Source organism: Aureimonas sp. N4, from assembly GCF_001463925.1.
In the GTDB taxonomy this organism is placed as follows: Bacteria; Pseudomonadota; Alphaproteobacteria; order Rhizobiales; family Rhizobiaceae; genus Aureimonas; species Aureimonas ureilytica_A.
The window spans coordinates 57,268-84,137 of record NZ_BBWS01000001.1 but is presented as its reverse complement, the minus strand read 5'-3'; the positions used below and the strand labels follow the sequence as shown (position 1 = coordinate 84,137).

The window sequence follows — 26,870 nt, the reverse complement described above, 5'->3', positions numbered from 1 at the left end:
CCATGTTCGATACGGCTCTGACCCTCAACGACCTCCTTTTTCTCGCCCAAGGCGCGGGCATGACGCTGGCCGTCACCGGCGTCGCCGTCACGGCGGGCACGCTGCTCGGCATCCTGTTCGGCGTCCTGCGCTTTCAGCTGGGAGCCATCTGGTTCGCGCCGCTGACCTTCGTCCTCGACATCTTCCGCTCCGTGCCGCTCCTGATCCAGCTCGTGCTGGCCAATGCTTTCCAGTCCATCGCCAAGCTCGGCTGGCCGCCCTTCACGACCTCCTGCGTCGTGCTCTCGCTCTATGCGGCGGCCTATTGCACTGAGATCGTGCGCGGGGCCATGGCAGCCGTGCCGCCCACCACGCGCCGCGCGGCGCGCTCGCTGGGCATGACCTGGGGGCAGGACCTTCGCTATATCGTCGCGCCGCTGGCCACCCGTGTCGCGCTGCCCTCCTGGATCGGGCTGACGCTCGGCGTCATGAAGGATTCGGCGCTGGTGCTCTGGCTCGGCCTGATCGAGCTTCTGCGCGCCTCGCAGATCCTCGTCACCCGCCTTCAGGAACCGCTGTTCATCCTCATGATCTGCGGCCTCATCTACTTCCTCCTGAGCTTCCCGGTCGCTCGGCTCGGGGCCTATCTCGAAAGGCGCTGGTCTCCCCATGATTGAGATCCGGAACGTGCGCAAATCCTTCGGCCCGCTGGAAGTGCTGAAGGGCATCGACCTCACCGTCGCCAAGGGCGAGGTGCTGACCATCATCGGCGGCTCGGGTTCGGGCAAGTCGACGCTTCTCACCTGCATCAACGGGCTGGAGCCGATCGATTCCGGCTCCATCCATATCGACGGCACCGAGGTTCACGCCAGGAGCACCAATCTCGACAAGCTGCGCCAGAAGGTCGGTATCGTGTTTCAGCAGTGGAACGCCTTCCCGCATCTGACCGTCATCGAGAACGTCATGCTCGCGCCGCGCAAGGTTCTGGGCCTCTCCAAGGCCGAGGCCGAGGCCATTGCGGTCAAGCAGCTCGGCCATGTGGGTCTGGGCGACAAGCTCAAGGTCTATCCCGGCCGTCTCTCGGGCGGCCAGCAGCAGCGCATGGCGATCGCCCGCGCCCTCGCCATGAGCCCGGAATATATGCTGTTCGACGAGGTGACCTCGGCGCTCGACCCGATGCTGGTCGGCGAGGTGCTCGATACGCTGCGGATGCTCGCCTCCGAAGGCATGACCATGATCTGCGTCACGCACGAGATGAAGTTCGCGCGCGAAGTGTCGGACCGAGTCGCCTTCTTCCACAAGGGCGTCATGGCCGAAATCGCGCCGCCCGAAGAGCTGTTCGGCGCACCGAAGAACCCGGAAACGCAGACCTTCCTGGCGGCGACGCACTGACATGAGCCAGCCTTCTTCCGCCCAGCCGGACGTCGCGGTCATCGGTGCGGGCGTCATCGGCCTGTCGATCGCGCTGGCGCTTCAAGCGCGGGGCCTCAGCGTCACGGTTCTCGACCGCGAGGGGCCGGCGGCCGGCGCTTCGGCCGGCAATGCAGGTGCCTTCGCCTTCACCGACATTCTGCCGCTCGCCTCGCCCGGCATCCTCAAGAAGGCCCCGCGCTGGCTGCTTGACCCGCTCGGGCCGCTCAGCGTGCCGCCGCGCTATGCGCTGGAGATCACACCCTGGATGCTGCGCTTCTGGCGCGCCTGCCAGCCGGACCGCGTGGAGGCCGCAACCGCGGCGCAGACCGCGCTGATGGATTTCTCCAAGGCCGAGCTGGAGCCCTTTCTGGAGGCGACGGGCACACTTGGGATGCTGCGCAAGGAGGGCAATCTCCAGGTCTATGAATCCCGAGCCGAACTGGATGCCTCGCAGCCCGGCTGGGACGCGCGGGCCAAGCACGGCATCGAATTCCGGCATATGAAGGCCGCCGAGATGGCGGCGATCCAACCCGGCCTGTCACCGCGCTTCACGCATGGCACGTTCACGCCCGGCTGGTTCTCCATCGCCGATCCCAAGGACTACGTGCTGGCGCTGGCCGAACGGTTTCGGGCGGGCGGCGGCGTGATCGAGCGCGCGAGCGTTTCGGCGGTGAAACCCGACGCGGCTGGCGTCGCGATCGAGACCGAAGGCGGCACGAAGCGCGCCGGCCATGTGGTGGTCGCGGCCGGGGCCTTCTCGCATCGCATCGCGCAGACGCTCGGCGAGCGCATCCCGCTGGAAACCGAGCGCGGCTACAACACGACGCTGCCGGCGGGCGCGTTCGACCTGCGCACGCAAATCACCTTCGGCGGCCATGGCTTTGTCGTGACGCGCCTGTCCTCCGGCGTGCGCGTCGGCGGCGCGGTGGAACTCGGCGGTCTATCGCTACCGCCGAACTTCAAGCGCTCCGAGGCCATGCTCGCCAAGGCCAAGCAGTTCCTGCCCGGCTTGCGGACGGAGGGCGGACAGCAATGGATGGGCTTCCGCCCGTCGCTGCCGGACTCGCTGCCCGCCATCGGGCCGGCGCGCGCTTCGCGGCACGTTACCTACGCCTTCGGCCACGGCCATCTTGGCCTTACCCAGTCGGCCGGCACGGCGCGGCTGGTGGCCGATCTCGTCTCGGGGCGTCCGTCCGTCATCGATCCGACACCCTTTTCGCCGCAACGCTTCTGATCCGCGCGCGGCGCGCCCGACACATTATCGATTGAGGTCCGGCCCATGGCCAACCATACGTTTTCCTGTCTCGACGGTCACACCTGCGGCAATCCCGTCCGCCTCGTGTCGGGCGGCGGTCCGCTTCTCAAGGGCGAGACCATGCTGGAGAAGCGCGCGCATTTCCTGGCCGAGTTCGACTGGATCCGCACCGGGCTGATGTTCGAGCCGCGCGGCCACGACATGATGTCGGGCTCGATCCTTTATCCGCCGACGCGGCCCGATTGCGACGTCGCCGTGCTCTTCATCGAGACGTCCGGCTGCCTGCCCATGTGCGGCCACGGCACGATCGGCACGATCACCATGGCGATCGAGAACGGGCTGATCCAGCCGCGCGAACCCGGCAAGCTCTCCATCGACGCGCCCGCCGGCAAGGTGGATATCACCTACCGACAGGAAGGCCGCTTCGTGGAGGAGGTGCGCCTCACCAACGTGCCGGGCTTCCTTTATGCCGAAGGGCTCACGGCCGAGGTCGAGGGGCTGGGCGAGATCGTGGTGGATGTCGCCTATGGCGGCAATTTCTACGCCATCGTCGAGCCGCAGAAGAACTTCCGGGACATGGCCGATTTTACGGCCGGCGAGCTGGTCGGCTTCTCGCCCAAGCTCCGCGCAGCGCTCAATGCCAAGTATGAGTTCGTCCATCCCGAGCACCCGGAGATTCAGGGCCTCAGCCATATCCAGTGGACGGGCGTGCCGACGGTCGAGGGCGCGCACGCGCGCAACGCCGTGTTCTACGGCGAAAAGGCGATCGACCGCTCACCGTGCGGCACCGGCACCTCGGCGCGCATGGCGCAACTGGCGGCCAAGGGCAAGCTCCAAGTCGGCGACGAGTTCGTCCACGAATCCATCATCGGCTCGCTGTTCAAGGGCCGGGTCGAGGCGGCGGTGACGGTCGCCAACCGCCCGGCCATCATCCCCTCCATCGCTGGCTGGGCGCGCCAGACGGGCATCAACACGATCTTCATCGACGATCGCGATCCGTTCGCGCATGGCTTCGTGGTGAAATGAGCGGCGCGGCCCTCGCCATCCTCGACGGCCGGGCGGACGGCCCGGTCCTGGCGCTCTCCGAGCCTTTGAGCTTCTGGGGCGGGGTGGACCCGGCGACGGGCCGCATCATCGACGTCCATCATCCCGCCCATGGCGCCTCAGTGTCTGGCGCGGTCCTGATGATGCCGACCAGCCGGGGCTCCTGCACCGGCTCCGGCGTGCTTCTCGATCTCGTGCTGGAAGGGCGCGCCCCGGCGGCGCTGGTGTTCTCCGGGTCGGAGGACGTGCTGACGCTGGGCGCGCTGGTGGCGGGCGAACTGTTCGGCCGATCGCTACCGGTGTTCCGCCTGTCCGAGGCCAATTTCGCGGCTCTCGCGAAAGCCTCGTGCGCGCGGCTCGGACCGGAGGGCATCGAGGCCGAGGGGCTTCGCCTTGCGGTCGAGCCTTTGTCCGCCGCGGACCTCACCCTCAGCGACCATGACCGATCCTGCTTGGCGGGCGAGCGGGGCGAGGCGGCGCGGCAGGCCATGCGCATTCTCTGCGCGGTGGCGCGCCAGCAGGGGGCCGAGGCGCTCACGAATGTCTCGCGCGCCCATATCGACGGCTGCATCTATGCCAGCCCCGCCAACCTGACCTTTGCCGAAAAGATGGAAGCGCTTGGCGCGCGCGTTGCCATCCCCACCACGATGAACGCCATTTCGGTGGACCGCGAGAACTGGCAGCGGCAGGGCGTGCCCGATGCCTTCGGCTTGCCCGCCGCGCGCCTCGCCGACGCCTATGTGCGCATGGGGGCTAGAGCGAGCTTCACCTGCGCGCCCTATCTGCTGCCCGATGCGCCGGAGGAGGGCGAGGCCATCGGCTGGTCGGAATCCAACGCCGTGATCTATGCCAACTCGGTGCTCGGCGCGCGCACGGCCAAGCACCCGGACTTTCTCGATCTCTGCATCGCGCTGACCGGCCGCGCGCCACTCTCAGGGGTCTACCTCCGCGAGCATCGCCGCGCCCGCCGGGTTCTCCATGTGGACGCGCCGGATGGGGCGGGCGGGGCATTCTGGCCCGTGGTCGGCTATCTCGCGGGGCTCGCCTCGCCCGACCGCATTCCCCTCCTGACGGGCCTTGCATCTCTTGCGCCGACGCCGGACGATCTGAAGGCGCTTTGCGCCGCCTTCGGCACGACATCCGCCGCGCCCATGCTGCATGTGGAAGGCGTGACGCCCGAGGCCGAGGGTGCCGCGCTGCCCGAAGCCGATCACCTCACCATCACCCGCGCCGATCTGGCGACAGCCTGGGAGCGCCTGAATGGCGGCCCGGCCACAATCGATCTCGTCGCGCTCGGCAGCCCTCATGCTTCGATCAATGAGTGCCGCACCTTGGCCGAAGCGCTGGACGGGCGGCAGCGCGCGGACGGTGTGTCGGTGATCGTCACGGCCGGGCGCGACACGATCGCGGCCGCCCGCGCCGACGGCACGCTGGCGCGGCTCGCGTCGAGCGGCGTCGAGGTCCTGCCCGATCTCTGCTGGTGCTCGATTTCGCGGCCGGTCTTTCCCGAGCGGGCGAAAGTGGTGCTGACGGATTCCGGCAAATACGCCCATTACGGGCCGGGCCTGTCGGGCTGCACCGTCCGACTCGGCACGTTGCAAGACTGCGTCGAAGCCGCGCTGACCGGCCGCGCCCTGCCGCGCCTGCCGGCTTGGTTGAATTGAGGGGAGCGAAGCGATGCGCAGCATCAAGACGGTTCACGTCATCTCGGCCCATGCCGAAGGAGAGGTCGGCGACGTGATCGTCGGCGGCGTCGCGCCTCCGCCGGGCGACACGCTCTGGGCGCAGAGCCGCTTCATCGCCAGCGACAACAGCTTGCGCAATTTCGTGCTGAACGAGCCGCGCGGCGGCGTCTTCCGCCATGTGAACTTGCTCGTTCCCCCGAAGAACCCTGAGGCGGATGCCGCCTTCATCATCATGGAGCCGGAGGACACGCCGCCCATGTCGGGCTCCAACTCGATCTGCGTGGCGACCGTGCTGCTCGACGGCGGCATCATTCCCATGACCGAGCCCGAAACGCGCCTGTTGCTGGAAGCGCCGGGCGGGCTCGTCCCCGTGCGCGCCGAGTGCCGGGACGGCAAGGCGCAGCGCATCTTCGTGGAAAACCTGCCGAGCTTCGCCGACAAGCTGGACGCTTCGCTCGACGTGCCGGGCTTGGGTACGCTCCGCGTCGATACCGCCTATGGCGGCGACAGTTTCGTGATCGTGGATGCCGAGGCCCTGGGTTTCAAGCTGGTGCCCGAGGAAGCGCACGAGATCGCGCGGCTCGGCGTGCGCATCACAAAGGCCGCCGACGAACAGCTCGGCTTCCACCACCCGGAGAACCCGGACTGGCGGCATTTCTCCTTCTGCCTCTTTGCCGGGCGCGTGGAGCGGACGGCGGAGGGCCTGCGCGCGGGCGCGGCGGTCGCCATCCGACCCGGCAAGGTGGATCGCTCGCCCACCGGCACCGCGCTCTCGGCCCGCATGGCCGTGCTCCACGCGCGGGGAGAAATGACGGAAGCGGATAGCCTCACCGCCGTGTCGCTGATCGGCTCGACCTTCACGGGCCGCATTCTGGGTCCGGCACAGGTGGGCGGCCGACCCGCCATCCGGCCGGAGATTTCCGGGCGCGGCTGGATCACGGGCATCCACCAGCACATGCTCGACCCCGCCGACCCCTGGCCGGAAGGCTATCGCCTGACGGATACGTGGGGCGCGCGCTAGGCGCTTCGCCGCCCCGACTCATCCCGCGCGCCGAGGATCGCGGGCAGACTGGTTTCCACCCAGTCCACCAGATCGCGAACGCGCCGGGCGGCCTGACGGCCCAGATCCGTCAGCGAATATTCGACATGCGGGGGCACCGTGTCGAAGGACGTGCGGCGCACCAGGCCGTCGCCTTCCAGCGCCTTTAGGGTCTGGGCCAGCATCCGCTCGCTCACGCCGTCGATCCGGCGGCGCAGCGTGCTGAAGCGGAACGTGCCTTCTTCCAGAACGATCAGAATCAGAACGCCCCATTGGCTGGTGAGATGACGGAGCACCGCGCGGGACGGGCAGGCGGCGGCCAGGACATCGCCGCGCCTGATCCTGTCGGACAGGGTGGAGCCGGCCTCGGAGGAAATTTCCATACGAACCTTTTTGTGCGTACTTATCTTTCGTAAGCATCCTGTTTAGGTCTTGGCGATCGATCCAGCAAGGAGATTGATCGTGAGCATTGCCATCACCGGCGCCACCGGCGCGCTCGGACGCCTCGTCCTTCAAGACCTCGCCGCCCGCCGCCCGAACGAGACGGTGCTCGCCCTCGCGCGCTCGCCCGAGAAGCTGACCGAGGCCGGCATCGAGGCGCGGCGCTTCGACTACAGCGACCCGTCGACGCTGGCCCCGGCGCTGGCGGGCGTGTCCACGCTGCTGCTGATATCCTCCAGCGAGGTTGGCCAGCGCGAGGCGCAGCATCGCGCGGTGATCGCGGCGGCCAAGGCGGCCGGTGTCGGCCATATCGTCTATACGAGCCTGCTCCATGCCGACCGCTCGGCCCTGTCGCTGGCGGCCGAGCATCTGGCGACGGAAGCGGCGCTGCGGGATTCCGGCATCCACCACACGATCCTACGCAATGGCTGGTACACCGAAAACTACATGGCCTCCGTGCCCCCGGCGCTGGCCCATGGCGCCTTCATCGGCAGCGCAGGCGAGGGGCGCATTTCCTCGGCGGCGCGGCGGGATTATGCCGAGGCGGCAGCCGTGGTGCTGACCGAAAGCGGCCACCAAGGGCAGGTCTATGAACTCGCCGGCGACGAAGCCTATACGCTCAGCGACCTCACGGCCGAGCTGTCCCGCCAGTCGGGGCGCAGCATTCCCTATATCGACATGCCGGAGGCCAATTATGCCGGCGCCCTGACCGGCGCGGGGCTGCCTGCCGCGATGGCAGAGGCTTTCGCGAGCTACGACGCCAAGGCGGCAGAGGGTGCGCTGTTCGATGACGGGCGCGTCTTGTCGCGCCTCATCGGCCGCCCGACCACGCCGCTCTCCGCCAGCGTGGCGGAAGCGTTGCGGCAGGCTGCGTGATATCAGGCGTGGCGCGAGGCGACATCCTCGCGCCGCGCCCGCCGCGAAGGGTTTCACGTGAAACAATGGGGCGACGGATCGCCGCAGGCGTGGGTGCTCCGTTCTCCGGCTTCGATCCAGCGGTGCTCATATCGCCTCTTTGGTAAGGTTGGCGAAGTTTTAGCTCCGCCACGTCCTATCTGCATGGCAGGCTTGCAATTTTCGGGGTCGTCAAGGCGGCGACGCCATGGTGTCGCTGAGAGACGCGAACCCTATCAGGCGGCATTTCATGGACCTTTCCGTTCCCTCCTCCGTGCGGGAGGGCGGCGCGGCGGCTTCTCCCGCGCCGCGCGCGGGCCTGACGCTCGCCGCCCTTTCGCTCGGCTCCTTCACCATCGGCTGCGGCGAGTTCGGCATCATGGGCCTTCTGCCCAACATGGCCAACGATCTCCAAGTCACCATCCCGCAGGCCGGACTTCTCGTGACGGGCTATGCGCTCGGCGTCGTCTTCGGCGCGCCGCTGCTGGCTGTTCTTACCTCGCGCTGGGAGCGGCGGCGGGCGCTGATTCTCCTGTCGATGGTCTTCGTGATCGGCAATCTCGCCTGCGCGCTCAGCCCGACCTATGGCCTGCTCATGGCTGCGCGCGTCTTCACGGCGCTGGCGCATGGCACGTTCTTCGGCATCGGCGCGGTGCTGGCCACCGAGATCGCCCGGCCGGGGCGCGAGGCGCAGGCCATCGCCATGATGTTCGTCGGCATGACGCTCGCCAATGTCTTCGGCGTGCCGCTGGGCACCTTTATCGGCCAGGAATATGGCTGGCGCGCGCCCTTCTTCATCGTGACGGCGCTGGCTCTTCTCACCTCGCTGGCGCTCTTTCTCTTCGCCCCGCAAAGCCATCCGCGCTCCGGTGTGCGCTTCAAGGACGAGTTGCGCGCGCTCGGCCGGGGGCCAGTGCTCATGGCCATGAGCCTTAGCGTGCTCGCCTCCAGCGCGCTCTTCACGCTCTACACCTATATCTCGCCGCTTCTCTCGGAGGTGACGGGCATCGCGCCCGAGCGCGTGCCCTATCTCCTCCTGATCTTCGGCGTCGGCATGACCTTCGGCAACGTCATTGGCGCGCGGCTGGGCGACTGGAAGCTGATGCCTGCCATTATCGGCATGTTCGCCGCCATGAGCCTCGTTCTCGTCGCCATGCATTTCTGGGCGGCCGACACGGTGCCCATGCTGACGCTGCTTCTGATCTGGGGCGCGCTGGTCTTCGGGCTGGCCTCGCCCATCCAGATGCGGATCGTGGCGACGGCAAAGGGCGCGCGCAATCTCGCCTCCACCGTGAACCAGAGCGCCTTCAACCTCGGCAACGCGTTCGGCGCCTGGATCGGGGCCATGCTGATCGCCTACGGCATTTCCTACGCCATGCTGCCGGTGGCCTCGGCCATTCTGGCCGGCCTCGCGTGCCTCATCGCGATCATCAGCCACCGCGCCGACAAGCGCGGGACCATGGAGGCTTGAGGCGTCTTCCGTTGGCCGGCTGAGGGATCAGCCGGTCTCGGGCGGGAGCGAAGGAGCGGCGGCTCTCGTTGCGCTGGGGTCATCCCTCGAACGGAGAGACCCGGCATGGCCGTCCAAATACCGCTTGGCGAGGAAGCGCGCGCGCCCGAACGGGTGCTGGCGAACGACGTGCGCGAGGTGCGCCCCGACCTCGCCTATCTCAGAACCATCCTCGTCAACGTCGCCTTTGTCGGCCTGCCCGAGGCGGGCGACCGAGCCTGGGTGCTGATCGATTGCGGCATCATCGGCACCAAGGGGCAGATCAAGGAGGCCGCCGCCGCGCGCTTCGGGGAAGGGGCGCGGCCCGCCGCCATCCTTCAGACCCACGGGCATTTCGACCATATCGGCGCGCTCGAGGATCTCGCCGCCGAATGGGACGCGCCGGTCTTCGCCCATCCGCTCGAAGCGCCGTTCCTGACCGGGCGCGAAAGCTATCCACCGCCGGATACGAGCGCCGATGGCGGGATCATGCCGAAGCTCGCGCCGCTCTTCCCGCGCTCGCCGGTCGATATCTCCCGCCACCTTCGTTTGTTGCCGGATGATGGCAGCGTACCTCCTCTGCCGGGCTGGCGCTGGCTCCACACGCCGGGTCACACACCCGGCCATGTCTCGCTCTTCCGCGACGAGGACCGGACGCTGATCGCGGGCGATGCCGTGATCTCGACGGGGCAGGAATCGGCCTATGAGGTGGCGGTGCAGGCGCTCGAGATGCACGGGCCGCCGCGCTACTTCACGCCGGACTGGACGGCCGCGCGGGACTCGGTGCGCAAGATCGCGGCGCTGCGGCCGGAGCTGATCGTCACCGGCCATGGGCGGGCCCTGGCAGGCGCTGCGATGCGCGAGGCGCTGGACCAACTGGCCGATCGGTTCGACGCGATCGCGCCGCCCGAGGCGCGGCGAACGGCCCTTTGACGCCTGACGCGCGCATGAAAAAAGGGCCGCCCTGACGGACGGCCCTTCGGGATCGAGGCAGCGGGCGGAATCGCCCGTCCAAGGCCAAGACTTGGACTTAGCCAGCGCGGAGCGGCGAGATGGAGATTTCGACGCGGCGGTTCTGGGCGCGGCCTGCTTCCGTCTGGTTGGAGGCGACCGGGCGCGACATGCCGTAGCCCTGCACGTTCAGGCGGCGCGGGTTGACGCCCTGGCTCTGGAGGAACTGCGCGACCGAGCCGGCGCGGCGCTGCGACAGGGCGAAATTGTAGCTCTGGTTGCCGACATTGTCCGTGTTGCCGGCCACATCCACGATCGACTGATCATACTTGTTGAGCACGATCGCGACCGACTGAAGCGTCGGGTAGAACTGCGAGCGCACCTGATCCTGGTTCGTGTCGAAGGTGATGTTGGAGGGCATATTCAGGATGATCTGGTCGCCATTGCGCGTGACCGAGACGCCGGTGCCCTGGAGCTGGGCGCGCAGGTCCGCCTCCTGGCGGTCCATATAGGCGCCGATGCCGCCGCCGCCGATGGCGCCGATGCCGGCCCCGATCAGCGCGGCGCGGCCGGGATCGGTGCCTGTCGCGCGGCCGACGAGATAGCCGCCGAGCGCGCCGGCGCCCGCGCCAATGCCCAGACCCCCGGCCGTGTTGGAGAGCTTCTGCTCGCCGGTATAGGGATCGGTGGTGCAGCCGGCGAGGAGGGAGCCGGCGGCGAGCACGAGGAGAAGCTTCTTCATGGAAATTCCAGCCTTCCGATGGTCGGGGCCATTCTACGGGCGCCCGTCAGGATCGTTCGGAATGCGCTAGAAAACAGTCTGGGCTTGATTGGGGCTGACGCTCCGGTTTTTCCACAGGCGTGGCCGAAGCGTCACAGGCTCCATCAAGCGAGTTTTGCCCGAGGGGATGGGGGCGAAACGGGCGCGGAAACCTTCGGCCCGGAGAAGATCACGGCATTGCCGGCGAGCGTCAGCGCGAGGCCGATCAGGCTCGTCAGCGTCCAGTGATAGGACTCGAAGACGCTGGAGAGCGTCAGCGCGACGATCGGAAACAAGACGGTGGCATAGGCCGCCCGCGCCGAGCCGATGCGCGCGACCAGCATGAGATAGGTCGTGAAGCCGATCACGGAACCGATCACGGCGAGATAGGCCAGCGCCGCGACATAGCGGCTGTCAGGCGGGGCGATGAGCGGGGTGCCCGTCAGAGCCACGAGGGCAAGCAGAATCAGCGCGCCATAGGTCATGCCCCAGGCATTGGCGGTGACCGGGGCAAGGCCTGCCGCGCTGTTTCGCCGCGACGCCATATTGCCGAAGGAGAAGAACAGCGTGCCGATCGCGGCGAGGCCGACGCCCTTCAGCGTCTCGGCATCGAAGCTCACGAAAATGTCCGGCCCGAACAGAACGAGAAGGCCGGATGCGCCGAGACCCGCCGCGAGCAGCGCACGGGGCGTGATCGGGTCACCGAAGAAGAGCCGCGCGTTCACGGCGTTATAGACCGTCGCCAGCGAGAAGATCACCGAGATCAGCCCCGAGGGCAGGTAAGCCGCCGCCTTGTAGAAGCAGAGGAAGTTGCAGCTGAAGAGGCAAAGCGCCTGGAGAAGGACGAAGGGCTGATCGCGCCGCTTGGGGATCGTCAGCCTGCGCATGGCGGCCAGGACGGCCAGAAGGATGAGCCCGGCCAGCGCGAAGCGATAGAAGACGGAGACCGGCACGGGCACCGGCCCGACCTGAAAGGCGATGGCGATCCAGGTCGTGCCCCAGATCAGGACGGTGGAGAGAAAAAGCGCGGCGTTCATGGTGCGTCTCCGGTCGCAAAGAATGGGAGCGTCCCAAGGAGCCGCGTGGTTCGCAGGGCGGGTTGACGGGTGCGGGGGGCGCCTGCCACGCGGCGAGACTGGCCGCCCGCGTCATCAGGCTGGAACCGGTTCCGCACGCAGCCCATGCCTGCCCGTTCGTGTAGGACGGCACGGCCCCGCTCGGCCCCGGCTCAACCTCGCCGCCGCTCGTCCCCCCTTGTCCGTTCACACGCGGGCGATCGTTCGGCGCTTTCATTCGCCATCTCCTTTACGCGCTCCGCACTCGACGCTCTTGCCGTTTCTTGCGGTGGAACGAGCTTGCGAAAACCCGCTGCTCGCGCGCAAGATCGGCGCTAAAGCCCCTTCAGGAGGGGATCGCCCGGACACCTTCCATGTCGCTCTCCGCCCCGCCTTCCGTGTTCGACGCGCTTTCGGCCTCGCCCAGCGCCCGCGCGACGCATCGGCTCGATCTGGGCTCGGGGCGGTCGGCTGCGATCTGGACCAATGCGCGCGACCGCGTGCACTATGAGCGGCCGCAGGGACATACGATCAGCCTCTATCTGAGGGGCGGCGAGGGGACGCGCCGTCTCGGCCGTCAGATGGCAAGTGGTCGGCCAGGCGCGGTCTGCGTCCTGCCGCAGGGCCATTCCTCGGAATGGGAGATTTCCGACACGTTCGAATTCGTCCATCTCTATCTGCCGGACGCGGAGGCGCGCCGCTACTTTGCCGAAGCGTTCGAGCGCGATGCGCGGCTGATGGTTCTGCCGGAGGCGACCTTTTCCGAACAGCCGCGTCTGGCACTGGCCATGGAGCGTCTGGCAGGCGCGGTCCGCTCTGGCGAATCTCTGGCGGCCGAGGAAGCGATGGGCGAAGCGCTGGGCCTCTGCCTGTCGGCCGGTGTGGGGGCGCGACCGTGTTTGAAAGGCGGCCTCGCACCGCATCTCCGCCGGCGCGTGGCGGATCATGTCGAGGCGGGGCTGGAGGATGCGCTGCGACTGGACGATCTGGCCGACGCGGCCGGGCTCAGCGCCTTCCACTTCCAGCGCATGTTCCGCGAAAGCTTCGGCGTTTCACCCCATTCCTATGTTCGCCGGCGGCGGGTGGAACGGGCGCGGCACCTCCTTGCGGGCGCGGGCGCGATCGCCGACATCGCCTTCGCCTGCGGCTTCACCAGCCAGAGCCACCTGACGCGTGTCTTCAAGGCCGAGACGGGCTTGACGCCCGCCTGTTATCGCGCGGCAGCCAAAGCCTGATGAACAGAATGATCAGTCGAAGATCGGGACATGAGGCGCGGCATCGCGCGGGAGCGCGCCGTTGAGGCGCGGATCGTCGGCGATCTCCAGGCTTTGGCCGATGGGGACGAAGCCGCTGCGCTGGTAGAAGGCGAGGGCGCGGGGGTGGTCGATCGTGTTCGTGTGCAGCCAGAGACGCTGCACGGGCCGGGCAAAGGCGGTCTCGATCGCGTGGTTCATCAGCGCGCGCGCCGCGCCCGTTCCCTGCTGGCTCTCGGAGACACCGAAATATTTGATCTCGCAGCTCTCCGGCTCGGAAAAGTCGAGTTCCAGAAGCCCCTCGTCCTCGCCCGCCACACGCCAGGAGAAGATCGCTGTCGCCGTGTTCTGGAGCACGGCATCGAGTTCGGCTTGGCTCATATAGAGGCGCGAGAACCAGAGATGCGGGGCGCCGACCTTGCGGTAAAGGGCGAGATAGGTGTCGGTATCGGGCTGCGTCCAGGGGACGATTTCGCCTATCAGCGCTTCGGGTGCGGGCCGCAAGGGCGGCCGCTGCCGCATCTCGAGCGAGGTCGCGATGGCGGCGATCTTGCCGCGTCCGATCTCGTGAAACCGTTCCATGCCTGTGGCGCTCCCTCGACTGCGGCTCGATGAGCGCAGGTCGCACAGGCTGACAGCGCCGACAAGCCCAAAGCGGGTCAGATGAACAGGAAGGCCAGAACCAGATAGATCGCCTGAAGCGCAACCACGAACACGGCACTCAGCAGAAAGGCTTCGCCCCAACTGTCCGACACGAGGAAGATGGCCGGCAGTCCGACGGCGAGCGCCAGAAGGAAGCGGCGAAGAAACAGGCTGACATGCCAAGGCGAGCGCTCCAGCGGCTCGCCCTCGGCCAGGGGGTCGCGCGGCCGCGCCTCACCCTGCTTCGCTTGGGATCCGAGTTTCGGCGTCGAGGCGGCCGATCCGAGGACATGGGGTCTATCGTCCAGACGGGGTGACATGCTCTTCGGCTCGCTTCACGAGAAAGAAAGACGGATTGGAACGCAGCGCCACGGAATCATAGCGATCGGTCCTTTGCTAATCGTAAGTGTAACTTGCAGAAATGAAGCCGCGCCTTCAAGTTGAAAGTCCAAAAGGTCGCAGGCCGCCGGCTCGGCGATCGGCATGCGAAACAGGCGGCGTATGAGCGTGAAGGGCGAAAGGAGCGCTCAGCTTTCCGAAAAGGACGCGAGCAGCGTCACGACGTCCGCTTGTCGCTTGGTTCCGGTTTTGATGAAAACGGATTTGACCTGCGTGCGGACGGTTTCGTAGCCGACGCCGATGCGCCGGGCCGCCGCTTTCAGGCCACGCCCTTCCTGCAGGACGATCACGAGCCGAAGCTCCGCCATGGTCAACTGGTAACGGTCGCCGAACGCGCGCAGCTTTCGAGCAAATCCCTCATCGATTTGAAACGTTTCAAAGGTCTTTCGATGTTCAACCTTGCGACGGGTGAAGGCAACCCTCTGTTCATCGTTGGGGGCGGCATCCATTATGGCGTCCTTACATATGTAACTATCGGAAAAGAACTATAACATGTTGTGCACGCCGGAGGTGAATGCGTCGTCACCCAATCGGGTGAAATGTTGTTCATGGTTGAGCTTTGAGTTTTCTCTACGTTCCGGAATTCAACCATAGGCTTATGATTAGCGTTAGTTCGGCCTGTCGTTGTGTTCCCGTCTTGGCGAAAACAGCCTTGAGTTGGCTACGCGCGGTCTCGTAGCCGATACCCAACGCCTTGGCCGCTACGGGAAGAGGAGCGCCATCCCGCAAAGCTTCCGCCAAACGCAGTTCGGAGGGCGTCAGGTGGAAGTGCGCCCCGAACGAGGAGAGATCAGGAGCACAATTTCGTGATGTGGCCCGGAAGGTCAAAACGGCCGTCTCCGCCGAAGAAAACCTTAGGAGTGCTTTCCGGCCACGGGTTGCCGCTACGAAAACCTGATAGGGAAACTGATTGTTTGGTCTGCGGATCGTCAAGCTGGTGTCGGGTGAGGCCAAGCCATGGAGCGGCATCGTGACCCGATGAACAGCCTGGCGAAACGCGATGGCGTCTTTCGGGTCCGTCGGCTCGATATGGCCCTGACGGGACCTCAATCCATCCTCGCGGCGCAGCACCTCCTCGGCCAGCGCATTGGCATCGCGGAGCTTCATCGCGCGGTCGAGCGTGAGCACCGCCACCCTTTGGATTTCCAGAGCTCGATGAGCCAGCGCGAGTTCCGCTTGCGCCTCGCCGAGGCGCTCGGCTGTGCGAATGGCCGAGAGTACGCTGCGCGACAGGCGGTGGAAACGCCGCTGCTCATCCAAACCATAGGCTCGCGAGCGCTGGCCCCGGTTCAACCAAAGGGTTAGGGGCGTATCATCCTTCAAAAGGATTTCCCCCATCGTATAGTAGAAGTTCTGCGGGCGGCACCAATCGACGAAGAACTCCGTTTCGGCGATGTCGAAGTCTCGCGAGATTTCCTTCAGATTGGCTTCGGTGAGGGCACGGCCGGGTGTGAAGAGCGAACCATTGGCATGGAATGGGTTCAAGGCGTGGTAGTGCTCGTTGTAGCGTTCGAGCATACCCGCACCATAGCCCTGGAAGGGAATGACCTCTGTTACGACCGGGGCTGATCGCGTAGCGCCGGAATTATAATGAAGATAAAGCGCGCCGGCGTGTGATCCGAACTGCTCGATCAAAGCCGTCAGAACCTCGTCCCAGAGTTCGGGCCTCCCGGACGCCTCCACGATCAGATCGTGAAGATCGTCCTCCCTGTCGTCATGGCTCGCCATGAATTTCCTTAAGGTGAACGATCGATCGTTACAGAAACGACCGATCCCCCTTCGGTCGCGCTGCGCATTGCGTTCGGGCATGGGTGGGGTTTTGCTTACGCGCCCCTGCGTCAGTGTCGTCCCGATGGAGCAGGAATGCAACTCACCAGAGAAAGGATGCTCGAAGATTCCATCGCGGATGGTATTCGAAATCGAACTGATCCATTCTTCGCGTCGGCACGATCGTGGCCCCGTCACCTGATCATTCAGGGGTGGCCACGAAAAAGCCCGCGCCGATCTCTCGGCGCGGGCTCAGCGTTCGATCGGGCCGGGCCGCCGGTGGGCGGCCCTTGCCTTATGATTACTGCTCTTCGCGGTTCTTCATCGCGGCGGCGAGAATGTCGCCGAGCGAGGAGCCGGAGTCGGTCGAGCCGTACTGCGCCACGGCTTCCTTCTCTTCGGCGATCTGCATCGCCTTGATCGAGACGGCGATGCGACGGGCCTTCTTGTCGAACTGGGTGATGCGAGCATCCACCTTCTGGCCGACCGAGAACTTCTCCGGACGCTGATCGTCGCGATCGCGGCCGAGGTCGCTGCGGCGGATGAAGCTGGTCAGATCGGTATCGGCGATCTGGACTTCGATGCCACCCTCGTTGACGGCCGTCACTTCGCAGGTGACCACCGAGCCGCGACGCATGTCGCCGCTCTCGGCCACAGCGGTGAACGTGTCGCCGCCGACCTGCTTGATGCCGAGCGAGATGCGCTCCTTCTCGACGTCCACGTCAAGAACCTGCGCCTTGACCATGTCGCCCTTGTTGTACTCGTCGATGACCTGCTCGCCCGGACGGTTCCAGTCGAGATCCGACAGGTGGACCATGCCGTCCACGTCGCCGTCCAGACCGATGAAGAGGCCGAACTCGGTCTTGTTCTTGACCTCGCCCTCGACGATCGTGCCGACCGGGAACTGGTCGCGGAACGCTTCCCAGGGGTTCTGGAGCGTCTGCTTGAGGCCGAGCGAGATGCGGCGCTTGACCGGATCGACTTCCAGTACGACCACTTCGACTTCCTGCGAGGTCGAAAGGATCTTGCCCGGATGGACGTTCTTCTTGGTCCACGACATTTCGGAAACGTGGATCAGGCCTTCGATGCCCGGCTCCAGTTCGACGAAGGCGCCGTAGTCGGTGATGTTGGTGACGCGGCCGGAGACCTTCACGCCCATCGGGTACTTGACGCCGATGCCTTCCCAAGGATCCGCCTCGAGCTGCTTCATGCCGAGCGAGATGCGGTGGGTTTCCTGGTTGATGCGGATGATCTGGACCTTGACGGTCTGGCCGATCTGCAGGATTTCGGTCGGGTGGTTGACGCGGCGCCACGCCATGTCGGTGACATGGAGCAGACCGTCGATGCCGCCGAGGTCGACGAACGCACCGTAATCGGTGATGTTCTTGACCACGCCCTCGACGACCTGACCCTCTTCGAGGTTCTGGACGATCTCGGAGCGCTGCTCGGCGCGCGACTCTTCGAGAACCGTGCGGCGCGAGACGACGATGTTGCCGCGGCGCTTGTCCATCTTGAGGATCTGGAACGGCTGCGGGGTGTTCATCAGCGGGCCGACGTCGCGGATCGGACGAATGTCCACCTGCGAACGGGGCAGGAAGGCCACGGCGCCGTCGAGGTCGACCGTGAAGCCGCCCTTGACCTGGTTGAAGATCTGACCTTCGACCTTCTCGCCGGCGTTGAACTTGACTTCGAGCTTGACCCAGCTCTCTTCGCGGCGAGCCTTGTCGCGCGACAGAACGGCTTCACCGAGGGCGTTCTCGATACGCTCGACATAGACTTCGACCGTGTCGCCGACCTTGAGCTCGGTGCCGCTCTTGCCGCCGAATTCCTTGAGGGCGACGCGGCCCTCGACCTTGAGGCCGGCATCGATGACGGCCATGTCCTTCTCGATCGCGACGACCGTTCCGCGGACAACCGAACCTTCGGCGATATCCTGATCGTGGAACGAGGCTTCGAGAAGCGCGGCGAAATCGTCGCGCGAGACTGCTGCGTTGGACATTCGTTCTCCTTGAGGCTCCTCTCCGTGAGAGGAGCGGCGCGCCGGGGTTCGCGTTTCGTGTACCGCTGGCGGTCCCGCCCCGGTGCCGATCCGCTCTGGATCGATCATCGAGGCTGACGGGCCAGGCCCGTTTCGGCGCGGTGGACCGGCCTTCGGCGATGGTTCGTTCACATTGAATACGTTAAAACCGCGCGTTTCCAACCCCTAAAGGTTCGAAAGCGGCGGCCTGACGTCTTCGTGTTCCGTTAATGTGGCGCAGCGTCGATGATTGCGCAAGCGGCCCGGAACGCATCCTCTATACCCAGTTCGCTCGTATCCAGCAAGCGCGCGTCGGCCGCTGGTTTCAACGGCGCGACACTGCGCCCGGCATCGCGCCGGTCGCGCTCGCGCACCTCGGTGAGGATGGTTTCGTAATCCACGGGCCGGCCCTTGGCGAGTAATTCGTCCGTGCGCCGGCGCGCGCGCACCTCCGGCGAGGCGGTGACGAAGAGCTTCACCGGCGCATCGGGGCAGATCACCGTGCCGATGTCGCGCCCGTCGAGAACCGCGCCGCCGGGCTGCGCGGCAAAACTTCGCTGGAAGGCATCCAGGGCCTGACGCACCGGCGAATGGGCCGCGACGCGCGAGGCGAGTTCTCCGGCCTCGTGGCCGCGCAGCGTGCCGTCGTCGAGATGCGAGGGCACGAGATCGCGCGCCACCGCCCCGGCGGCCTCGGGATCGTCCAGATCGACGCCGCGCTCGCGCGCCAGGCGCCCGACCGCGCGGTAGAGAAGCCCGGTGTCGAGATGGGGCAGGCCGTAATGGGCGGCGAGCCGCTTGGCGAGCGTGCCCTTGCCGGCGGCCGCCGGTCCGTCGATCGCGATCACGAGCGCCATGGTCCCTCTTAATGCTTCTGCGCGCGACAGCTGCGCGCGCTTCTCCTTCTTGCCGTCAACGAAGGTCAAGCTCAACGGCTCCCGGCCCCGGTCCGCGGATTATCCCAAGGCGGACATGGCTTTGGCTGAAAAAGAGGTCTGACATTCAGCCGTCATAGAGGGCGCGGCGCAGCGCGAGCGGAAAGGCGCCTTCGCCGCCATAGAGCGCGGTGTTGGTGAGCGAGACCATCGCGATGTCGCTCGCGGGGTCGATCGACCAGATATGGCCGTAGATGCCGCCCCAGCTATTGGTGCCCGCCGGCCAAGGCAGCTCGGCCATGGCCGGGTCGATCGTGGTGGAGCCGAGATAGCTGAAGCGCTTGCCCGGTGCCTGCTCGATCTCGCCCGTTTGGTTGGCGAGCGCGCGGCGCACCGTGTCCGGCTGGAGGATCGGCCCGCCGCCGGACAGAATGGCGGTGAGGAAGCGGATATAGTCGGGCGCGGTGGTCGCCATGCCCGCGCCGCCGGACTGGAAGGCGGATGGATTGAGAATGCGGGACGGCGAGAAGGTGAGCCGATCGCCCCAGGGGCTCGCCATCACATGCGGCTCGCCCATACGCACGGGTTCATCCTCGCCGTCGCCATAGGGCACCGCGAGGCGCGCGGCGTCGACCGGTGGAAAATCCGTGTCCGCCATCCCGAGCGGCCCGGTCACATGCGCGCGCACGGCCTCGGCCAGTGTCGAGCCGTGGACGGCGGCCGCCACCGCGCCCAGCACGTCCGTCGCCATGGAATAGGCCCAGGCCGTGCCCGGCTCGTAGGCGAGCGGCTGGGCGGCGATGCGGCGCAGCGTCTCCTCCAGCGTCACGGCCGTGTCGGGCAGGCCCGAGGTGATCGCGCGGTCGCGCGGATAGGAATAGGTGAGACCCGCCGTATGGGTCAGAAGCTGCGCCAGCGTGATCGCCGGCTCGCGGCCGTCCGCGAGCTTCGGCCGGAACTCGGGCAGGGACTTCGTCACGGGGTCGGTGAGAGCGAGCCGCCCCTTCTCGGCCAGCGCCAGGATCGTGGCCGCCACCAGGGGCTTGGTCAGAGAGGCCGCGCGAAACAGCGTGTCCTCGCGCATCGGAATGCCGGCTTCCCGATCGGCCAGCCCGGCTGCGCGGCGATAGGTGATGGCTCCACCCTCGACCACCATCACGACGGCGCCGACGAGGCGGCGCGCCGCGATGGCCTCATCGATCACCCGGTCGATGCGTTCGGCTCGAATCATGATGGATGTCCTCCCCGGCGCTCATTGTGAGCCCAGACGGGCGGGGGGCTCAAGCCTGCGCGGGGGCGCTCAACCCTCGTCGTCCTCGGGTTCGGCGCGCGCCGCGCGCTCGCGGAACCCGGCCGCGCCGGAGCGGGACGGCTGGTGCTCCAGATGCTGGAACCAGCCGAAGGCCACGGCGATCAAGGCGAAGCATCGTCCGAAGACGAACGGGATCGCCGCGAAGAACAGGATGCCCGCGATCGAGCCGATGAACCAGAGCGCGGAGATCGCAGCGCGCAGGGTGCCGCTGGCGGTCCAGGCCAGCCATTCGTCCAGTTCCGAACCGGAGAAGCGCAAGGCGAGCGACAGGGCAACGAGGGCCGGCAGCACGAGTTTGGCCGCCATAATGTGGAGGGCCGAGCCGCCGTAGCGGCGCGCCTGCGCATGAACACGATGCGCGAGGCTTCGTCCGTAAAGAAAGGCGAGGGGGCCGAAGATCGCGAGAAAGAGCGCGAGAACGGCCCCTTCGGATGCCGTCATTCCGCCGGCTGGAGTTCGCCGCCGAGCGTTTCGATCAGCCCCTCGAATTCGGGAAAGCTCGTCGCGATCATCGTGGCGTCGTCGACGCTGACGGGATGCTGGCTGGCCAGACCCATGATGAGGAAGCTCATGGCGATGCGGTGGTCGAGATGCGTCTCGACCCGCCCGCCGCCGAGGCCCGAGCCGTCCGGGCGGCCGGTGACGCGCAGCCAGTCCTCGCCTTCCTCATGCACGACGCCATTGGCCTTCAGGCCCGCGGCGACGGCGGCGAGACGGTCGGATTCCTTGACGCGCAGCTCGTCCAGCCCCTGCATCAGCGTCTCGCCTTCGGCAAAGGCGGCGGCGACGGCGAGCACGGGATATTCGTCGATCATGGACGGCGCGCGCTCGGGGGGCACGGTGACGCCGCGCAGCGCGGAATGGCGCACATGGAGGTCCGCCACCTCCTCGCCGCCCGACAGGCGCGGGTTCACGGCCTCGATGGACGCCCCCATCTCGCGCAGCGTCTCGATCAGGCCCGTGCGGGTCGGGTTCATCAGCGCGTTCTCGATCACCACGTCCGAGCCCGGCACGAGCAGCGCGGCGACGACGAGGAAGGCCGCCGAGGACGGATCGCCCGGCACCACGAAATCCGGCACGCCCTTCAGCTCGCCCTGACCTTCGAGGCGGATCGTGCGGATGCCGGATGCATCCGTCTCGACCGAGACCTTCGCGCCGAAGCCTTCCAGCATCCGCTCGGTGTGGTCGCGCGTCATGACCGGCTCGATCACGGTGGTGACGCCCGGCGTGTTGAGGCCGGCGAGCAGCACGGCGGACTTCACCTGCGCCGAGGCCATGGGCACGCGGTATTCGATCGGGGCGGCGACGCGCGGGCCGCGGATCGAGAGCGGCAGCCGGTCCTTGGAGCGGGCCAGAACCTGAACGCCCATCTGGCGCAAGGGGTCGAGCACGCGGCCCATGGGCCGGCGCGACAGCGAGGCGTCGCCCACGAAGGTCGTGGTGAAGTCATAGGGGCCGAGGAGACCCATGGTGAGGCGCACACCGGTGCCGGCATTGCCGAAGTCGAGAACGCCGTCCGGCTCCAGGAGCGCGCCATTGCCCACGCCATCGATGATCCAGGCCTCGCCCTCGCGCTCGATCCGCGCGCCCATCTGGCGCATGGCGCGGCCGGTGGCGATCACGTCCTCGCCTTCCAGAAGGCCGGTGACGCGGGTGCGCCCGGCGGCGAGGCCGCCGAACAGAAAGGCGCGGTGCGAGATCGACTTGTCGCCGGGCACGCGCACGCGCCCGGAAAGGGCGCCCTTGCGGCGGCTCTGGAGGGGGCGGGGGGCGGCGGCGTGACCCGTCATGGCGGCTTCGTCCTCGTCGCGAGCCGGGGCGCGTGGGCCTGCTCGTCTTCTCCTGGGATCTGTCTGGTGCTCGCCTACCATCCAAACCGCGCGCAGGGGAAGAGCCTAGGCCAGCGCCGGGGCGGGAGGGGCCGGGCGCGATGGCGGCGGCCGGACGCTCGCCCTGCGTGACGACACCGCGCGGAGGCGCGGACCGGCTATCGGGGACACGCGGCAAATGGCGTCGCTTTGACAAGCCCCGGCGCAGGCCGTATGGGACCTTCCGCTTTTTCCTACCCCTCGACCGGCCGGCCTTGCGGCGATATGGGATGACCCGGCCCGGTCGGCGCCCGACACATGCGGGCGATCCCGCTCCCTTTCGAAAGGCGAACCCATGGCGAAACAAGAACTCGGCACGAAGCGCGTCGACCCGGAAACGGGGCGCAAATTCTACGACCTGAACAAGGACCCGATCGTCTCTCCCTATACCGGCAAGTCCTATCCCCTGTCCTTCTTCGAGACGGTGAAGGCCTCGCGCAGCCGCGTCCAGCAGGAGGAAGAGACCGAAGAGCAGGAAGTCACCGAGGTCGCGGAGACCGATGAGGAGACGGTCTCGATCAACGACGTGGAAGACGAGGAGGGCGGCGCGACCGCACCCAAGAACGATCTGCCCAATGTCGATGGCGACGAGGACGACGATGTCGTGGACGACGACAGCGACGATGACGACGACACGTTCCTGGCCGACGACGAAGACGAAGACGACGACATGACCGACATTATCGGCGGCGGTCGCGACGACGAGGACGACGTCTGATCTCCGGCGCAGACGCCGCGCGCGGCGCGGGTTCGTAACGCGACGAGAAAGGGAGGATCGGCCGATCCTCCCTTTTTTCTTGTCTTCGACCCGGTTCCTTGTTTTTGACCCGGCCTCGCCAAACCAAAGGGCCGATGATTCGAGCCGGCAGGCCTGTCGATCCCTGGCGATTCGCCGCGTGCGGAGCCGTGGAGACTCACAGTCGGTCAGCTAAAAACCAAGTCATGACAGAGGCTTGACGGTCCGATTTCACTTTCGTGTCGGTGCCTCGATTTTTTCGCTTGCGTTCCCCCGGGCCTTCTCCTAGAAAGCGCTCACACCAGATGCGGGGCCGGCCCAACGGCCCTGACGAGGTTGCCACGAAAGTGGCACTGGGGCCATAGCTCAGCTGGGAGAGCGCTTGAATGGCATTCAAGAGGTCGTCGGTTCGATCCCGATTGGCTCCACCACCCTAAACCTCCGCATCTGATAATCACCGAATGAGATGGTAGTCTGCCAGCTTGCTGTGCGGGCTTGTTCCTGTTTCGACGCTCATGTGTCTCGTTGATACCGGGTCGGCGATCTTCGGGGCGTGGTGGGCTCTGGTCTTTGTCTGTCGGTTTGCCCGCTGTGGGAGCAGGGCTTTCGGTGCGAGCCTTTCGCACCGTCCGCTGTGGCCCTTGTTGTTGGGCGCGGCGCGGTCGCGAGTCGGCTGCTTTGAAGCATCCAGCAGGATTTGCCGGCATCGATCGTCGGTTTCCTCTGGGCTTTAGGCGCTGCGGGAACTGCACGCGATAGCTCGCGGACGAGAAACACAGACGGGGTCGTCTTCGTGTGAAGCGGACGCTCGACCCGACGATCCTGATTTCTGCGGTCGGCTTTCCTAGCCTTCGTGTAGGAATGTTCCGCGTACGAGAGGGCGGGTGAGGCTGCGACCATCACTTGAGCGGCTCTGGCCCAACGTTGGGATTGTACCGGTTCGGAATGCGCTAATGCACATTCTTGCGAACTGTCAGTCTATCCGAGCTATTTACTACGAGAAAACCAAATCGTGAGAGATAGAGTCTTGGGGCTGCTTTGGGACACGTTATGTCAAACGATCGCGTGTCAGGATACGGCATCGTAGTATCCTCCTTTGGGTTGTCTTGATCATGCGTTTCTCATTGAAAGGCCGACTCATTGCAGGATTTGGCTCAATTCTGGTCTTTGCCTGCGCTCTCGGCGCCTTCGGCATCACCTCGCTTTCCGAAAACGCAGACCGATTCTCCCAATTCGTCGAGCACCCGTTCCAGCAGGTCCAGAACCTCAAGGAGCTGTCGGCGCAGCTCGAAAGCGTGCGCAACGCCCTTCGTTCGACCATCACCGTTTCGCGCGATGAAATGCCGGCGGAGCGTGCACGCTACGCCGAGTCCTGGGCACGCATCGACAAGGCGATGGCCTCCTATGCCGCGTCCGTGACGTCGGCGGAGGCCGAGCAGGATTTCAGCGATCTCAAGGCCGCTGTCGCGGCCCTGCGGGCGGTGTCCGATCAGGCGCTGGACCTGGCGCAGGCCGCCGACATTCATTCGACGGAAGAGGCTGTCGAGCGGATCGAAGCCGACAATGCCGCCTTTGAAACGGCGCTCGGCGCCTTGAGGGCCGCCCTGCCGAAGGATGGCTCCGCCGGCCAGCTTCCGCTGCTGCTCGGCAAGGCCGAGCAAGCCTATCTGCGCACGCGGCTCGATATGGTGGACATTCTGACCCATAGCGAGCCTGAGGTTACCGCCTCGGCCAAGCGCCGCTTCGTCGCCTCGCTGAACGCGGCGCAGAATCACATCCAGGCGCTTCGCAGCGCCGCGCCGGAGCGCCTCGCGCCGCGTGTCGACGCCCTTGCCCAGGCCTGGACGAGCGTCGCCGCCACCATGCAGGCGGCCGAGCGGAAGGGCGAGGACAATTCGCTGAACGATACGCTGGCCTTCCTGGGCGCCAAGCAGCGGCCCGCCGCGCTCGCCATGAAGAAGCGCATCGACGACATGGTGGATCGTTCGAACGAGATGGCGACCGCGTTCGCCGCCGACGCGCAGGCGCGCTACGTCGCCATGCGAAACGGCGCGATCGCCGCTCTGGCGGTGACCTTGATCCTGGGGATCGGGGTGGCCGGCTGGGTCGCGCTCTCACTCACCCGAGGCCTGCGCCAGCTCAACGACAATCTGGACTTGATCGCCGAGGGTGATCTGTCGCAGAGCATCGCGCATGGACGGACGGACGAACTGGGCGATGTGCTGACGCGCCTGTGCCATACGCGCCTCCGCCTGTCGGCGACGATCCATACCGTGCAGATGTCGGTATCGCAGGTTTCGGCGGGTTCGCAGAAATCCTCATCCACGGCGGCACAGCTGTCGTCAGGCTCGTGCGAGCAGGCGGCTGCGTCCGAAGAGGCCTCGGCCGCGATCGAGGAGATCAGCGCCAATATCCGCCAGAATGCCGACAACGCTTCGACCACGGAGAAGATTGCGGCGCAGGCGGCCCAACATGCCGGCACGACGGGCGAAGCGGTGGCGCAATCCACGCAGGCCATGCGCGACATCGCCGAAAAGATTGCCATGGTACAGGAGATCGCGCGCCAGACCGATCTCCTCGCGCTGAATGCCGCGATCGAAGCGGCCCGCGCCGGCCAACATGGCAAGGGATTTGCCGTGGTGGCCTCCGAAGTGCGCAAGCTGGCCGAGCGGGCCCAGAGGACGGCGATGGAAATCGGCGATCTGTCGATGCGCACGCTGGTGGTGGCCGAAGACGCCGGCTCGCGCCTGGAGCGGCTGGTGCCCGATATCCGGAAGACGGCTGAACTCGTGTCCGAGATTTCGGCCGCCTGCCGCGAGCAGTCGATCGGCATCGACCATATCAACCAGGCCATTCAGAAGCTCGATCAGGTGACGCAATCCAATGCCAGCGGCGCCCGTACGATGGCGGAGACGGCCGAGCAGCTTTCGACGGAAGGCGAGCGGCTTCGCCATGAGGTCGGCAAGTTCCAGCTCAACACGAGCGAAGCGCAGGATGTGCTGCAGGGGCTGGAGGGCGGCCACACCATTCGCCCTATGCCGGCCATGGCGGAGAAGGTCGCCCAGAATGCGCCGGCTGAGCGCGGGCACGATGGCGAGAGGCTTCGACAAGCGGCCTGAAGCTCAGCGGGGCATGGCCGGTTGAGGCAGGGCGGGGCACCGAACCGACCCGGTTTTGCCGGACTGGACCGCCCAGAACAGGCTTTGCGTTTCGAAACGGCCTTCCCGTTTTCGGAAAGGGCCATGGTTCCACAAGGCGGCCCCACCTTCGATCGCGCATTGAGGATCACGCGAACGGCGGCGTGTCTCGTCGTCCATGAAAAAGGGATGCGCCCGTTCGAGCGCATCCCTTCTCGTTTAGCTGACGATATGCTGCGTTCAGCGAACCGGAGCGGTCGAGTCGATGCCCGACGTGTTGCCCGGGACCGGAACACTGCTGCGGCCCGCTGCGGTGTCGGCCGGCACGGCGTCGGTGCGGGTGATCACACGGGAGGCTGCGTCAGCCGGCACGGTGGAGTCGATGCCCGAAGTGTTGCCCGGCACAGGAACCGAGCTGGTGCTGGTCTGGTCGGTCGCGACCGGCGCATCCATGCGGGTGATCACACGGGAAGCCGCATCGGCCGGCATGGTGGAATCGATACCGGAATCATTGCCCGGCACCGGCACCTTGCTGACCGACTCGGGCGTGCCAGCCGGAGGAGCCGGCATCATCTGCGCGGAAGCAACGCCACCCATGAGGGCGAGGGCCGAAATGGTCAGAGCGAGCGTCTTCATTGGAAAATCCGATCTTGGAAACAGGCGCTTGGTGTGTCACCGCGCCGACATGAACTTCGCGACAAAAAGGCGGGAGAGCCGATCTTGGTTCCAGACGTGCGCAAGCTTTTTGCGCGGCCATCAGTGGCGTCCGATCACGTTTCGGAGAAAGGCCTTCGAATGGGTTTCCGGCCAGCGACACAGCGGACGCTTCTGTTATCGCTGTGTCATGGATGTGTGGCAG

At 66.4% G+C, this 26,870-nt stretch carries 25 protein-coding genes and 1 tRNA gene; 13 read left to right on the top strand and 13 right to left on the bottom strand.

The annotated features are described in order from the left end of the window. Positions 1 to 2: 2 nt before the first annotated feature. Genes AUL28_RS00355 through AUL28_RS00330 form a run of 6 tightly spaced genes read left to right on the top strand, consistent with a single transcriptional unit; the run spans position 3 to position 6,397 of the window. On the top strand, positions 3 to 656 hold the full coding sequence (locus AUL28_RS00355; protein ID WP_062230157.1) for an amino acid ABC transporter permease: 654 nt from the start codon (positions 3 to 5) through the stop codon (positions 654 to 656). Further along, positions 649 to 1,371 carry an amino acid ABC transporter ATP-binding protein gene (locus tag AUL28_RS00350; protein ID WP_062230156.1) on the top strand — a complete coding sequence of 241 codons (723 nt, stop codon included), beginning with the start codon at positions 649 to 651 and terminating at the stop codon, positions 1,369 to 1,371. Before AUL28_RS00355 ends, AUL28_RS00350 begins: the two co-directional genes overlap by 8 nt. A 1-nt stretch (position 1,372) precedes the next feature. Next, positions 1,373 to 2,626 carry an NAD(P)/FAD-dependent oxidoreductase gene (locus AUL28_RS00345; protein WP_062230153.1) on the top strand — a complete coding sequence of 418 codons (1,254 nt, stop codon included), beginning with the start codon at positions 1,373 to 1,375 and terminating at the stop codon, positions 2,624 to 2,626. 45 nt (positions 2,627 to 2,671) lie between these two features. Next, positions 2,672 to 3,673 carry a 4-hydroxyproline epimerase gene (locus AUL28_RS00340; protein ID WP_062230151.1) on the top strand — a complete coding sequence of 334 codons (1,002 nt, stop codon included), beginning with the start codon at positions 2,672 to 2,674 and terminating at the stop codon, positions 3,671 to 3,673. After that, positions 3,670 to 5,355 carry a cis-3-hydroxy-L-proline dehydratase gene (gene lhpI / locus AUL28_RS00335; RefSeq protein ID WP_062230149.1) on the top strand — a complete coding sequence of 562 codons (1,686 nt, stop codon included), beginning with the start codon at positions 3,670 to 3,672 and terminating at the stop codon, positions 5,353 to 5,355. Before AUL28_RS00340 ends, lhpI begins: the two co-directional genes overlap by 4 nt. A 13-nt stretch (positions 5,356 to 5,368) precedes the next feature. After that, positions 5,369 to 6,397, top strand: coding sequence for a trans-3-hydroxy-L-proline dehydratase (locus AUL28_RS00330; RefSeq protein WP_062230146.1), 1,029 nt, complete (start codon positions 5,369 to 5,371; stop codon positions 6,395 to 6,397). Here the strand turns inward: AUL28_RS00330 and AUL28_RS00325 are convergent. Beyond that, positions 6,394 to 6,798 (bottom strand): winged helix-turn-helix transcriptional regulator, encoded by a 405-nt coding sequence (locus AUL28_RS00325; RefSeq protein ID WP_062230143.1) that lies wholly within the window; start codon positions 6,796 to 6,798, stop codon positions 6,394 to 6,396. The two genes, AUL28_RS00330 and AUL28_RS00325, sit on opposite strands and share 4 nt — an antisense overlap. Positions 6,799 to 6,871: 73 nt before the next feature. Here AUL28_RS00325 and AUL28_RS00320 point away from each other — a divergent pair, with 73 nt between their 5' ends. The 3 genes from AUL28_RS00320 (at position 6,872) to AUL28_RS00310 (ending at position 10,172) form a co-directional block, all read left to right on the top strand. Beyond that, entirely contained in the window at positions 6,872 to 7,732 is an 861-nt protein-coding gene (locus AUL28_RS00320; protein WP_202814869.1) for an SDR family oxidoreductase, read from the top strand. A 268-nt stretch (positions 7,733 to 8,000) separates the two neighbouring features. After that, positions 8,001 to 9,221, top strand: a complete 1,221-nt coding sequence (locus AUL28_RS00315) for an MFS transporter (protein ID WP_082640139.1) — start codon at positions 8,001 to 8,003, stop codon at positions 9,219 to 9,221. 105 nt (positions 9,222 to 9,326) lie between these two features. Then, positions 9,327 to 10,172 carry an MBL fold metallo-hydrolase gene (locus AUL28_RS00310; protein ID WP_082640138.1) on the top strand — a complete coding sequence of 282 codons (846 nt, stop codon included), beginning with the start codon at positions 9,327 to 9,329 and terminating at the stop codon, positions 10,170 to 10,172. 97 nt (positions 10,173 to 10,269) lie between these two features. Here AUL28_RS00310 and AUL28_RS00305 read toward each other — a convergent pair whose 3' ends face one another. Next, positions 10,270 to 10,932: an OmpA family protein gene (locus AUL28_RS00305; protein ID WP_058598861.1), complete on the bottom strand. Its 663-nt coding sequence runs from the start codon at positions 10,930 to 10,932 to the stop codon at positions 10,270 to 10,272. Positions 10,933 to 11,075: 143 nt separating this feature from the next. After that, a complete protein-coding gene (locus tag AUL28_RS00300) occupies positions 11,076 to 11,987 on the bottom strand; it encodes a DMT family transporter (protein WP_062230142.1) in 912 nt (303 codons plus the stop codon). 518 nt (positions 11,988 to 12,505) lie between these two features. Between AUL28_RS00300 and AUL28_RS00295 the strand changes: the two genes are divergently transcribed. Beyond that, entirely contained in the window at positions 12,506 to 13,240 is a 735-nt protein-coding gene (locus tag AUL28_RS00295) for an AraC family transcriptional regulator (RefSeq protein WP_062230306.1), read from the top strand. Positions 13,241 to 13,252: 12 nt separating this feature from the next. Here AUL28_RS00295 and AUL28_RS00290 read toward each other — a convergent pair whose 3' ends face one another. From AUL28_RS00290 to aroA, 9 genes are all read right to left on the bottom strand, one after another. After that, the gene (locus AUL28_RS00290) at positions 13,253 to 13,840 is read right to left on the bottom strand and encodes a GNAT family N-acetyltransferase (protein ID WP_062230140.1); all 588 of its coding nucleotides are present in this window, start codon (positions 13,838 to 13,840) and stop codon (positions 13,253 to 13,255) included. A 77-nt stretch (positions 13,841 to 13,917) separates the two neighbouring features. Continuing rightward, on the bottom strand, positions 13,918 to 14,220 hold the full coding sequence (locus AUL28_RS00285; protein WP_062219729.1) for a hypothetical protein: 303 nt from the start codon (positions 14,218 to 14,220) through the stop codon (positions 13,918 to 13,920). A 207-nt stretch (positions 14,221 to 14,427) separates the two neighbouring features. Continuing rightward, a complete protein-coding gene (locus tag AUL28_RS00280; protein ID WP_058636910.1) occupies positions 14,428 to 14,748 on the bottom strand; it encodes a helix-turn-helix transcriptional regulator in 321 nt (106 codons plus the stop codon). Between the two features lie 121 nt (positions 14,749 to 14,869). Then, the gene (locus AUL28_RS00275; protein ID WP_156419844.1) at positions 14,870 to 16,264 is read right to left on the bottom strand and encodes a helix-turn-helix transcriptional regulator; all 1,395 of its coding nucleotides are present in this window, start codon (positions 16,262 to 16,264) and stop codon (positions 14,870 to 14,872) included. Between the two features lie 103 nt (positions 16,265 to 16,367). Next, the gene (gene rpsA / locus AUL28_RS00270) at positions 16,368 to 18,065 is read right to left on the bottom strand and encodes a 30S ribosomal protein S1 (RefSeq protein WP_058598855.1); all 1,698 of its coding nucleotides are present in this window, start codon (positions 18,063 to 18,065) and stop codon (positions 16,368 to 16,370) included. A 245-nt stretch (positions 18,066 to 18,310) separates the two neighbouring features. Further along, positions 18,311 to 18,940, bottom strand: coding sequence for a (d)CMP kinase (cmk, locus tag AUL28_RS00265; protein WP_062230304.1), 630 nt, complete (start codon positions 18,938 to 18,940; stop codon positions 18,311 to 18,313). A 145-nt stretch (positions 18,941 to 19,085) separates the two neighbouring features. Then, positions 19,086 to 20,189: a serine hydrolase domain-containing protein gene (locus AUL28_RS00260; RefSeq protein WP_062230136.1), complete on the bottom strand. Its 1,104-nt coding sequence runs from the start codon at positions 20,187 to 20,189 to the stop codon at positions 19,086 to 19,088. A gap of 69 nt (positions 20,190 to 20,258) precedes the next feature. Continuing rightward, positions 20,259 to 20,711, bottom strand: a complete 453-nt coding sequence (locus tag AUL28_RS00255) for a hypothetical protein (RefSeq protein WP_062230134.1) — start codon at positions 20,709 to 20,711, stop codon at positions 20,259 to 20,261. Further along, a complete protein-coding gene (gene aroA / locus AUL28_RS00250) occupies positions 20,708 to 22,060 on the bottom strand; it encodes a 3-phosphoshikimate 1-carboxyvinyltransferase (RefSeq protein ID WP_062230133.1) in 1,353 nt (450 codons plus the stop codon). The genes AUL28_RS00255 and aroA overlap by 4 nt, the downstream gene beginning before the upstream one ends. A gap of 373 nt (positions 22,061 to 22,433) precedes the next feature. On the opposite strand from aroA, the gene AUL28_RS00245 reads away from it, so the two are divergent. The 3 genes from AUL28_RS00245 to AUL28_RS00235 all read left to right on the top strand — a co-directional run bounded on the left by AUL28_RS00245 (position 22,434) and on the right by AUL28_RS00235 (position 25,993). Further along, the gene (locus AUL28_RS00245) at positions 22,434 to 22,856 is read left to right on the top strand and encodes a TIGR02300 family protein (protein ID WP_058598850.1); all 423 of its coding nucleotides are present in this window, start codon (positions 22,434 to 22,436) and stop codon (positions 22,854 to 22,856) included. Between the two features lie 373 nt (positions 22,857 to 23,229). After that, positions 23,230 to 23,305: transfer RNA gene (locus AUL28_RS00240), tRNA-Ala, on the top strand. Between the two features lie 681 nt (positions 23,306 to 23,986). After that, positions 23,987 to 25,993 carry a HAMP domain-containing methyl-accepting chemotaxis protein gene (locus AUL28_RS00235; protein ID WP_156419843.1) on the top strand — a complete coding sequence of 669 codons (2,007 nt, stop codon included), beginning with the start codon at positions 23,987 to 23,989 and terminating at the stop codon, positions 25,991 to 25,993. A gap of 258 nt (positions 25,994 to 26,251) precedes the next feature. On the opposite strand, the gene AUL28_RS00230 is transcribed toward AUL28_RS00235, so the two are convergent. Beyond that, entirely contained in the window at positions 26,252 to 26,647 is a 396-nt protein-coding gene (locus AUL28_RS00230) for a hypothetical protein (protein ID WP_062223521.1), read from the bottom strand. Between the last annotated feature and the right edge of the window lie 223 nt (positions 26,648 to 26,870).

Coding starts and splice junctions, on each gene's coding strand:
- rpsA (WP_058598855.1), bottom strand. CDS start 18,065: ATGTCCAACGCAGCAGTCTCGCGCGACGATTTCGCCGCGCTTCTCGAA.
- lhpI (WP_062230149.1), top strand. CDS start 3,670: ATGAGCGGCGCGGCCCTCGCCATCCTCGACGGCCGGGCGGACGGCCCG.
- AUL28_RS00355 (WP_062230157.1), top strand. CDS start 3: ATGTTCGATACGGCTCTGACCCTCAACGACCTCCTTTTTCTCGCCCAA.
- AUL28_RS00260 (WP_062230136.1), bottom strand. CDS start 20,189: ATGATTCGAGCCGAACGCATCGACCGGGTGATCGATGAGGCCATCGCG.
- AUL28_RS00345 (WP_062230153.1), top strand. CDS start 1,373: ATGAGCCAGCCTTCTTCCGCCCAGCCGGACGTCGCGGTCATCGGTGCG.
- aroA (WP_062230133.1), bottom strand. CDS start 22,060: ATGACGGGTCACGCCGCCGCCCCCCGCCCCCTCCAGAGCCGCCGCAAG.
- AUL28_RS00300 (WP_062230142.1), bottom strand. CDS start 11,987: ATGAACGCCGCGCTTTTTCTCTCCACCGTCCTGATCTGGGGCACGACC.
- AUL28_RS00350 (WP_062230156.1), top strand. CDS start 649: ATGATTGAGATCCGGAACGTGCGCAAATCCTTCGGCCCGCTGGAAGTG.
- AUL28_RS00285 (WP_062219729.1), bottom strand. CDS start 14,220: ATGTCACCCCGTCTGGACGATAGACCCCATGTCCTCGGATCGGCCGCC.
- AUL28_RS00245 (WP_058598850.1), top strand. CDS start 22,434: ATGGCGAAACAAGAACTCGGCACGAAGCGCGTCGACCCGGAAACGGGG.
- AUL28_RS00315 (WP_082640139.1), top strand. CDS start 8,001: ATGGACCTTTCCGTTCCCTCCTCCGTGCGGGAGGGCGGCGCGGCGGCT.
- AUL28_RS00340 (WP_062230151.1), top strand. CDS start 2,672: ATGGCCAACCATACGTTTTCCTGTCTCGACGGTCACACCTGCGGCAAT.
- AUL28_RS00280 (WP_058636910.1), bottom strand. CDS start 14,748: ATGGATGCCGCCCCCAACGATGAACAGAGGGTTGCCTTCACCCGTCGC.
- AUL28_RS00325 (WP_062230143.1), bottom strand. CDS start 6,798: ATGGAAATTTCCTCCGAGGCCGGCTCCACCCTGTCCGACAGGATCAGG.
- AUL28_RS00255 (WP_062230134.1), bottom strand. CDS start 20,711: ATGACGGCATCCGAAGGGGCCGTTCTCGCGCTCTTTCTCGCGATCTTC.
- AUL28_RS00305 (WP_058598861.1), bottom strand. CDS start 10,932: ATGAAGAAGCTTCTCCTCGTGCTCGCCGCCGGCTCCCTCCTCGCCGGC.
- AUL28_RS00290 (WP_062230140.1), bottom strand. CDS start 13,840: ATGGAACGGTTTCACGAGATCGGACGCGGCAAGATCGCCGCCATCGCG.
- AUL28_RS00310 (WP_082640138.1), top strand. CDS start 9,327: ATGGCCGTCCAAATACCGCTTGGCGAGGAAGCGCGCGCGCCCGAACGG.
- AUL28_RS00230 (WP_062223521.1), bottom strand. CDS start 26,647: ATGAAGACGCTCGCTCTGACCATTTCGGCCCTCGCCCTCATGGGTGGC.
- cmk (WP_062230304.1), bottom strand. CDS start 18,940: ATGGCGCTCGTGATCGCGATCGACGGACCGGCGGCCGCCGGCAAGGGC.
- AUL28_RS00330 (WP_062230146.1), top strand. CDS start 5,369: ATGCGCAGCATCAAGACGGTTCACGTCATCTCGGCCCATGCCGAAGGA.
- AUL28_RS00235 (WP_156419843.1), top strand. CDS start 23,987: ATGCGTTTCTCATTGAAAGGCCGACTCATTGCAGGATTTGGCTCAATT.